Annotated in this window: 4 protein-coding genes; all 4 read right to left on the bottom strand. The window is 54.0% G+C overall.

All coding sequences use genetic code 11. The annotated features are described in order from the left end of the window. A partial coding sequence (locus tag HUU59_13490; protein ID NUO20454.1) for a hypothetical protein occupies nucleotides 1-1292 on the bottom strand: 1292 nt, incomplete at its 3' end. A 61-nt stretch (nucleotides 1293-1353) separates the two neighbouring features. Then, nucleotides 1354-1743, bottom strand: a complete 390-nt coding sequence (locus HUU59_13485; protein ID NUO20453.1) for a hypothetical protein — start codon at nucleotides 1741-1743, stop codon at nucleotides 1354-1356. A 218-nt stretch (nucleotides 1744-1961) separates the two neighbouring features. After that, nucleotides 1962-2906: a hypothetical protein gene (locus HUU59_13480; GenBank protein ID NUO20452.1), complete on the bottom strand. Its 945-nt coding sequence runs from the start codon at nucleotides 2904-2906 to the stop codon at nucleotides 1962-1964. 33 nt (nucleotides 2907-2939) lie between these two features. Then, the gene (locus tag HUU59_13475; protein NUO20451.1) at nucleotides 2940-3833 is read right to left on the bottom strand and encodes a homocysteine S-methyltransferase family protein; all 894 of its coding nucleotides are present in this window, start codon (nucleotides 3831-3833) and stop codon (nucleotides 2940-2942) included. Nucleotides 3834-4097: the final 264 nt, after the last annotated feature.

Below are 4097 nucleotides of genomic sequence, written 5' to 3'. Positions count from 1 at the left end.
AGCAGCGTGTCGCCTTGACCGGTTGGATTTAGCGTCGGATGATACGGCCCGCTCTCGTGACCCCACCAATTGTTGCGCGCGTCTATGCGGACGGGGTACTGGTAGTATGCAGAAATCGTCTGGCCGGAGTTACCCGCGATTATGTTCTCAGACACATCGGGTCGTCCGAATGACATTGTTTGAATTACGCTGCCACTTTCCGGATTCAAAGACGAATTATTCGTAAAAGTGTTGTGATGCACAATTGCGTTACTGTTCTGAAAAGCCCAAACCGTACCGCCATACACGTTCTGATTGTTAAGGAACAAATTGTGTGAAACCTCGTTCTGGCTCAGGTCGTATGTAACGAGAGTGCCTGACGAAATTAGCGCGGAATTGTCACGAACCAAATTCCCGAGGAATAGCGTTTCGCTTGATGTACCTCCGATTCCAATGCTTGGCCATCCGCTTGTGGCAAGGCTAAACTCACACGCTTCTATCCTCCCGATGAAGGAGTATACGTCGAAGTGCGAACAAACACCCCATGAGTAGCACCTGTTTGAAACGAACTCGCATGCTCGTACCAAACCCCAGCAATCTCCAAGCATCACTCCGCCAACGAGGCCGCTACAAGACTCGATTCTTGTTGTACTAAGAAAGACTCTTCCGTCCGTCATGTTTATTGCACCGGCGCCCGGGCCGGCCTCCAACCGACTCATGTAGCAATCATCTATAGTCACGCTACACTGATCCGCATACACCCCTCCTCCAAAGCCGCTCGAGAAGCATGAGTCAAATCTACAGTTCGAGAACACAACATGATTGCTTATCGATCCGCGTGGACTGGCAATTGCACATGCGCCACCAAAGTACGCAGTCCCATCCTCAAAACGGCAGTTCTCAATTTGCGCAGATGATGATTGGATCAGAATAAGTCCGCCCGCGAAGTCTCCTAGACGATCCGTGAAAGTACCCCGTCCCTGAGACAAAGTTAAACCAACCAACCGAGAGTTGGCTGTTTCCCCGTAGCCATAAACGATGCAGCTTGCCGTATCCGCGCTTGCGTCTTCAGGAACAATGCGCGTTTCAGATATGTGCGATGTGTCGCTGTCAAGCAAGAATCTGCTTCCGATAACAAAGTCGTACCCGTAAGTGATTACCGGCCCATGGTGAACACCGGCTTCGAGTATGATCCAGCTACCCGGGACAGCGTCATGCAGTATATCATCAATATTGGTGTTCGGCGCAACGAATAGCGTGTCCGCCGAACAAAGTTGGGTAGTGGCAAGCAACAAGGCAATAACTTGGTACATGCTCACCTCCAAAGAGGGCCGCCCGCGGGCAGGTTCCGCGGGCGGCTTTGTAGTTTATAGGTTAGTTTCCGGTTCCGCAGGGCGGAATGTAGGTCGCAGCGTCTGCCAGATAAGCCTTTCCGACGCCCGAGGTATGCCGGTCCGTGTACGAGGCAAAGAGGATGTTTGCTCTCGATGTCAGCGACGTAGAGGTTGTGCCGCTTGCACCATCGCTTCTTACTATCCTCGCGAACTGACCCTGCTCGCTTGTCCATAAGTAGGCCGTGATCGTTCCGCTTGTGGGCGCACATACCTTGACGTTGTGCGTGCCGCTCGGGCTGATGGTGGGCCAGGTATCGATGGGACCATTTCCAGTATGTACATGACTGTCGAAAGTTGCGTAGGCATTCGCGAACCAGAATACCATCAGAGCAAATGCCGGGAGTATTCCCGCAATGTGCTTCGTTTTCATCGTTGCCTCCGTTTCGTTATACATTCAAAGATCAACTTGTCCTTGCGCAAGGGACTATGTTCAATGTACGCATTGCAACGGGGGGGGTCAAGCGAAAGTGACCCGAGTTTGATGTTGTGTGACAAAGCAGCTTTGCCATATAATACAACATTTTGATTCTCGAATGCTGCAACCTGTCAACGTCTGTACGACCTAATTCCTCTTCGGAGAATAATATCCTATTTCACCTGCCATTCGCAGTCTTTGCTCGAGAAGACCACGAGCCGGTTTGCTTCATAGCGAATGCCGGTGACATCACCTGTGGAGCGGCACGATTCGCCAAGTTGCGAACCGGTGATAACGTCATAGGGAGTGAAGGCGGAACCGTTTTGCGCGATGGCAATGGTGTTATCGGGGGACATCCACACACGCTCGGCGCCGCTGATACGCGCGAACACCTCACCGCGCTGTATGCTGGTGTCAAAGAAGCCGACATTCACGAGAGTTAACGTGCCTGTGTTTTCCCAGACTCCGGCAATGGTACAGGTTCTGCCGAAGCCGTAACCCTTCGAGGAGACTGAATACTCACGCGAGCCGATTTTCTGATTGGCCGGCAGCCCGCCTTTCTGGTCACACTCCTGACCTTTTTCCTTCAGCAAATCATAGAACGAAATGCGGTTGTTGTTGACGACGCCGCAGATATTGCGGCACTCGACGGTGGAGTTCAGCGTTTGCAGAACTTCAAAGGTGCCGGTTTGTCGAACAACTTCGATTTCGAGTTCGATTTCAACCGGGTCTTTCATGCCGTAGGCCGAAGCTTGCAAGGTGATGGTGTGCTTGCCGCGGCTGGCACGGCCCAGCTCGGGCTCAACATGCACGTTGACGACTCCCGGCGGGTCGAGAATCACCGGCTTGACGGAAACATGCAGCCATTCGGGAGTGCCGTCCGCAGGCGCGAGCTGCACGGCGTACTTTTGTCCGCTCTTCCAGGACACATTGACGGGAAATTCGGCGGCCATTCCCCATTCGACCTGCATGGAGGGCTGCTGAGCTTCAACTATCAACTCACTTTTCTGAACGGTGCCGAATCCTTCGGGCGCCGTTTTGGGGCCGCTGCTTTCGGGGCCCTGGCAGGCGCGTGTCAAGGCCGACACGGCAATGATAAGCATGGCAATGGATTTCATGATGACTTGCTTTCTCTATTTGATGTGCAGACTTTATGCGATGGTGGACAAGCGGCGCTGCAGTGCGCTAATATGTTCCGGTGCGATGCCGCAGCAACCGCCGATGATGTCGGCGATGGACTTGATGTTTATGCCCCAGTCGGCAAACTCGCCGGGTGTGATCGAACGGTCGAGTGCGTTGGGATAGACCCCTATCATGATTTCCCCGTGCACGTGCATGCTGAGGTTCATGACGGCCTGCGCGGCGATTTGGGGAGAAATGCAGTTGACGAGTACGGCTGCGGCGCCGTATTTGACCACGTCCCGCGCGGCATCACGCAGTGAGTCGCCGTTCAGCAGTTCGGTGTCGGATTTCAAAATGAACGACGTCCACACGGGAATTCCGGTTTGGCGCGCGAAGTGCGTGGCAATTCTCGCTTCGCGCAATGAGTTCTGTGTTTCGACCAGAATGATGTCCACTCCGGCTTCAGCGAGTGTTTGCGCGTTGTGGCGATGCTCTGCTTGTAGAACCAAATCACCGGGTGCAAGTTCGGGATGATAGCAATCTTCCAATGGCGCAATCGAGCCCGCCACCAGCGTGGGCGCTGGATCCTGTTTCGCTGACGCGGCGTCCCTTGCCAATTGAACTGCGCGCATCGTCACTTCTTTGGCACGCTCGGGCATGCCGACTTTGGAGAATACCCAGCGAGTCGTGCGGAATGTCCCGGCGGTGATGACATGCGCACCTGCTTCGACATACGACCGATGGACAGCGCGCACCTGTTCTGGAGCCTCCATGATGGCCTCGGCTGTCCACAGGGGAAGCTTGCAGGATACCCCGCGCCGCTCGAGCTCGGTACCGAGAGCACCGTCGAGGAGTATGGGTCGCGCCGTCAGGCTCTGCACGGCTTGCGGAGTGGCCGCAGGGATTGCGCGCTTTGAAGGCACTTAAGATATTGTTTTTATTGTGCGGAACGGGCTTTGCATGCAGAAATTCTTGGGAAACTCTGTAAGTGAGATACGCACACAACGTGCACGGTCGGATTGCTCTGGGGCTGCAGATTGCGTATCTTAACATTTTGTGTCTGCTCGAATTTGCCGAAATATGTTCAGAAAGGCAAGGTGGGCGATGGGACGGAATATTTGTGTTTTTATTGTCGGTCTCGTATTGATAGGATTAGCGGGTGAGGTGCGTGGGCAGGAGACTCTCGA

This window comes from bacterium (assembly GCA_013360195.1).
In the GTDB taxonomy this organism is placed as follows: Bacteria; Electryoneota; RPQS01; order RPQS01; family RPQS01; genus JABWCQ01.
Note: the sequence above shows the minus strand (reverse complement) of the source record. Positions and strands in the feature narration are given on the sequence as shown.